The sequence below is a fragment of the Okeania sp. genome, assembly GCF_983059655.1.
Genome location: NZ_CEZPJD010000649.1, coordinates 1 through 4,631, shown reverse-complemented (window position 1 = coordinate 4,631; position 4,631 = coordinate 1). Strand labels below are relative to the sequence as shown.

Annotated in this window: 5 protein-coding genes; 3 read left to right on the top strand and 2 right to left on the bottom strand. The window is 32.1% G+C overall.

Features of this window, described 5'->3' with window-relative positions; translation table 11 throughout:
- Nucleotides 1-319: 319 nt before the first annotated feature.
- Nucleotides 320-1,096 carry a DUF429 domain-containing protein gene (locus AC3DU7_RS25945; protein ID WP_488042164.1) on the top strand — a complete coding sequence of 259 codons (777 nt, stop codon included), beginning with the start codon at nt 320-322 and terminating at the stop codon, nt 1,094-1,096.
- Nucleotides 1,097-1,173: 77 nt separating this feature from the next.
- Complete coding sequence (locus AC3DU7_RS25940; protein ID WP_488042163.1) at nt 1,174-1,734, top strand: hypothetical protein; 561 nt, start codon at nt 1,174-1,176, stop codon at nt 1,732-1,734.
- 607 nt (nt 1,735-2,341) lie between these two features.
- Here the strand turns inward: AC3DU7_RS25940 and AC3DU7_RS25935 are convergent.
- Both AC3DU7_RS25935 and AC3DU7_RS25930 read right to left on the bottom strand, forming a co-directional pair.
- Entirely contained in the window at nt 2,342-2,728 is a 387-nt protein-coding gene (locus AC3DU7_RS25935; RefSeq protein ID WP_488042162.1) for a hypothetical protein, read from the bottom strand.
- Between the two features lie 70 nt (nt 2,729-2,798).
- A complete protein-coding gene (locus AC3DU7_RS25930) occupies nt 2,799-3,317 on the bottom strand; it encodes a DUF6232 family protein (RefSeq protein ID WP_488042165.1) in 519 nt (172 codons plus the stop codon).
- Between the two features lie 358 nt (nt 3,318-3,675).
- Here AC3DU7_RS25930 and AC3DU7_RS25925 point away from each other — a divergent pair, with 358 nt between their 5' ends.
- On the top strand, nt 3,676-4,323 hold the full coding sequence (locus tag AC3DU7_RS25925; RefSeq protein ID WP_488042161.1) for a helix-turn-helix domain-containing protein: 648 nt from the start codon (nt 3,676-3,678) through the stop codon (nt 4,321-4,323).
- The last annotated feature ends 308 nt before the right edge of the window (nt 4,324-4,631 follow it).

Here is a 4,631-nt window from a genome sequence, read left to right as displayed (position 1 = left end):
TAAATACTTGGTCTACCCAGAAATAAGCTGCACATCATTCCCTACTGACTACTGACTACTGACTATTGACTACTTGCCTTTCATACTACGTTTTGTCGTGCGGAATGTAGGTTCTTACTATTCGTAACATTCTTTTTTCAAATTGGTATTACAAAAATAACTTCTGACTTCTGACTTCTAACTTCTGACTTCGTTAAGTCAAGCCTCCTTATTGCAGAGATACTGATAACTGTTAACTGTTAACTGATAACTGAAATTACCCTCATCATTTTAGTAATTTTTTGGGGAATTATGAAATATAGCAATCATAATCAAAAGTATGAAATTTATTGGAATAGACCTTGGTTGGCGTTCAGGAAAAAGTGGATTGTGCTGTCTACAATACTCAGACCAAAAGTTAAAAATATTAGACTTAGACTGCATATTAGAAACTGAAGATATTCTCAAATGGATCGAGAATTTTACTCCTTTACCAACTCCTGCTCTAATTGCCGTAGATGCTCCAACAATAATTCCCAATCAAACAGGAACTAGACTACCAGATAAACTTACTCATAAATATTTTGGTCGTTATCATGCAGGATGTTATCCAGCAAATCTTAACCGTCCTTTTGCTCAGAAAACCGTGAATTTTGGCATGAGTTTGGCAGCTAAAGGATTTATTCATGCACCAACAATTGAACCCCAACAACCAGGACGTTTTCAAATCGAAGTTTATCCCCATCCAGCTATAGTTAATTTATTTGGTTTAGAAAAAATTTTGAAATACAAAAAAGGGAAATTAGCAGACCGTAAATCAGAACTTTTGAAACTGCACCAATACATCATAAATATCTTAACTATCCTCGAACCAACTCTAGAAATTTCCGAAAATTTCCTAGATACTGAAAATATAAATAGTATAGCTACTCTTAAAATTACAGAAGATAAATTAGATAGTTTAATTTGTGCTTATATTGGTGCATACTGGTGGTATTGGGGCCAAGAAAAAAATTTAGTTTTGGGCGATGGCACCACCGGATATATAGTAGTTCCTGAACGACTAGCGCCGCTACGCGGAAGTCAAAATTCAAAAGTCAAAATTCAAAAGTATTGATTAGTAAGGCTTTTAGGATTTTATAACTGGTTAGTTATTTCCGCCTTCTTCTACTAGATTAAATCCTTTTCAAATATATGAAAGAAAATATAGCAGAACTCAAATTAGAAGTAGAAACTTTACAAGCAGAAATAGAAACTTTACAGACCGAAGTAGATACTCTTCGTCATCAACGTTCTTCTTTCCGAATAGATGTTAGTTTTCCTCCAGATAATACTCCCGAAACACTAGCAGAATTTCACAAAAAAAATGCTGAAGAAGCTGCAAAGTGGCAAGAAGAATTACAAGAAATTAATCAATCTCTCAAAATATTAGAAGCACAACTTAATCAGAAAAAAACTACATTAGCACCAAAAAAATCTCGACTAGAATGGCACGAACTACAAGAAAAAGTTTATCAAGGGGGAAAAGAATTACAGGAGCAAGTGAAAAAAGTCAACGAAAAAGCTAATCAACTTGAAGCGGAAATACAAAATCTTAAACAAATTTATCAACAATTAAACCCACTTTATTGTGAGTGGGTACAAAATGCGGCTAATATAGTTGATTTTAAGGCCACAACTATTCCTTATGTTTATGTTAAAAAAAATGGGTTTGAACTAGGAAATAAAGAAATAGATTCATTAATGGATAATTGATAATGGATAATGGATAATTGATAATTGATAATTGATAATTACTTCTGTATAAAACCGCTCTTGATTTAATATAAGGAAATATTATTTCTTTTCTTGGTCGATTGGATATGATTAGGAAACCCATCCATCTATCGACTGTTTTTTCTCCTTCAAAGGGGAGGTTTCAAGGCGCGAATTATTTAATTATTAATTATTCGGTAAGGGGAATTTCAGTTATTAGTTGTCAGTAAAAGGGAAGAGGAAAAAAGATTGAGATACATCTCTATTTTTGTTGATGCTTTTTTATCAACCCAACCGACAAATAGTAAATTTTCTGTCTAATTTTATGACCTGTAAAAGTCGGGAGTACCGTAGGTTGGGTTAAGCGAGAGCGCAACCCAACATATTCAGTTATCAGTTATCAGTTATCAGTTATCAGTTATCAGTAAAAGAGAAGAGGAAAAAAGATTGAGATACATCTCTATTTTTGTTGAGTTTTTTTTATCAACCCAACCTACAACTGATAAATTTTTTGCCGGAATTTTCTCATGTGTCAAAGTCGGGATTAAGTTTTAATTCCTCACCAATTTACTTGTCTTTTCGTAATCTGAAGATTTGCGGATATATCCTAATTTTCAAATCCAAAGAAACTGGCGATCGCTGGTAATAATTTTTCCCACTGCTCGATTAATTTTGCCGTCTTAGGTAACTCTGTAAATAATCCTTTAAAAAATCTAATTACTCCTTTTGCTTTTTGTTTGTTTTCCTGGGGATTTTTTCCTGCTTCTGCCAGACTTTGTAATTTATTTAAAGCTTCTTCTTTATCCTCTTGACTCAAATTTGATTCTGCTTCAATTGCTGCTTGAAGTTGAGTCAAAGCTTCTTTAATTCCTGGTTTGTTTGGTTCCAAAGAATCTGGTAATTTATTGATTGAAACAGTAACATTTCCGTCAACATCACCTGTGACAAAATTAGAGGCAGAACTTGTTCCAACTTTTATAGATTTGTCTTCCATATATAACCTCAATTAATTTGTGAAAAATTTGCTGATTTAAAAATAATTCGATACTTTTCAATTGGAATTTTTACTTAATAGAAGAGACTACATTTTTTCCAACCTTACCTGTGACAAAATTGGAGCCAATGGATTCTCCTACTTTAATGCTATTATCCTCATAATATTCAATTCTATTATTTTGAGAGTAGACGTTGAATGATTTTATCTCTTCTGTATTCATAACTTCGTATAACTTAAGAACTACTTTTATCATCCCCTCCTTATCTGGACTAAGTAAAACTTCTTTCTCCCCTGAATTTCCCTCAATAACCATGCCATATTCTTGAGAAGTTATATTTAGTACATAACGGGGCAATACTAAAATATCAATAACTATCATTAACAAACCAACTATTTGTAAATTTCTGTTCGGATATGAAAGCAATATAATACTTACAGGTACAAGCAACAGCACACCTACAAAGAGCAAAGCAGAATAGGTTTTAGTTCTTCTTTTTTTTGTATTTTTCCTCTCAACCAAACGAATACTGCTAATGTTACTAATTTGATAAATAGTATTACCATAGATTAAGGTTTTTCCTCTGATTTTTAGAACTGATGGTTCTACTTATTCTGATTTTGAAGAAGATTTTGGCAAATTATCATTCACCCTTAATTTAACTTCAAATTTATTCTTGTACTGCCACTTATTAGTGAGCTTCTTTAAGCTGTAAAACTTAGTTGAGATAGAGTAAAAATATTGACTACTCATAATATTGAGTCAGAAAATATTTCACAATACCCTAAATCCTAATTTAAGAGTTAAACGTAGTTTTGACTATACTAAATTGCCTGATTAAGTCGTGATTTTTATTTATAAAAATCAAGTGAATATAGGAAAATATCTTAAAACGTCCTATGAAAATGAGCTAAAATGGCTAAAACTATTATTAGAACTAAACTCAATGACTATTACGGAAATTTTACAATTTGCCGATCGCCTAGTTTTTGCTCATAGAGGAAAACATTTAGATGATATTCAAGAAACAGTTATTAAAGGTGTTTGGCAAGGTAAAACTTATGAAAATATTGCACAAGAATGTAACCGTAGTGAAAGTCGAGTTCGAGATGTAGGTTATCAACTATGGAAAACTTTTTCCGAAAGTTTAGGAGAAGATATTAATAAATCTAATTTTCGCTCTACTATTGAAAGATTACAAACAGAGGCAAAGTCACGACAAAATATTTGTGTAGGAACTAATCATAATTTCGGGTCACAAAATCTATATCAATATCAAAAATATCCTCAAGATTATCAAATCAAAGATATAGCTAAAACAACTTTTCAGGATTTAAGTATCGCCCCTAAAATTAATCATGCTTACTTTTACGGACGTACTCAAGAACTAAAAATTCTCTCCAACTATATCTTCCATCAAAAAACTCATCTAATGTCAGTATTAGGATTAAGTGGTATTGGCAAAACAACCCTAGTCAAAAGATTTATTGACTTGAATATCCAACAGTTCGATGTAGTAATTTGGAGAAATTTAAAATTTGTTAAATCTCTAAACTCTCTCATGACCGACCTCTTAAAAAAAATCAGTATCTAAAATCAACATATTCTCATCTCAGACGAACAATTTACCCAATTTTTTGAACTATTATCTAGACAAAAATGTTTGATTGTTCTTGACCGAAAAATCGTGGGTATGCGCCTCCCCTTTTAAGGGGATAAAAAAAATAATTCCGTACTTCAAGCCTCTTGCTTTCCTACGGAATGCTCCGCAAACAGCTAGAGGTACTGATAACTGATAACTGATAACTGAAATGACGAGGTACAAAACATATTTATTAGTAGAAAATTTGCCGGACAATATCAAACTCAACACACAGAATATCAAAACCTCTTCCAAGCGAT

What these genes read in the sequence shown, in the direction of transcription:
- AC3DU7_RS25935 (WP_488042162.1), bottom strand. Translation starts at nt 2,728, where the DNA reads ATGGAAGACAAATCTATAAAAGTTGGAACAAGTTCTGCCTCTAATTTT.
- AC3DU7_RS25940 (WP_488042163.1), top strand. Translation starts at nt 1,174, where the DNA reads ATGAAAGAAAATATAGCAGAACTCAAATTAGAAGTAGAAACTTTACAA.
- AC3DU7_RS25925 (WP_488042161.1), top strand. Translation starts at nt 3,676, where the DNA reads ATGACTATTACGGAAATTTTACAATTTGCCGATCGCCTAGTTTTTGCT.
- AC3DU7_RS25945 (WP_488042164.1), top strand. Translation starts at nt 320, where the DNA reads ATGAAATTTATTGGAATAGACCTTGGTTGGCGTTCAGGAAAAAGTGGA.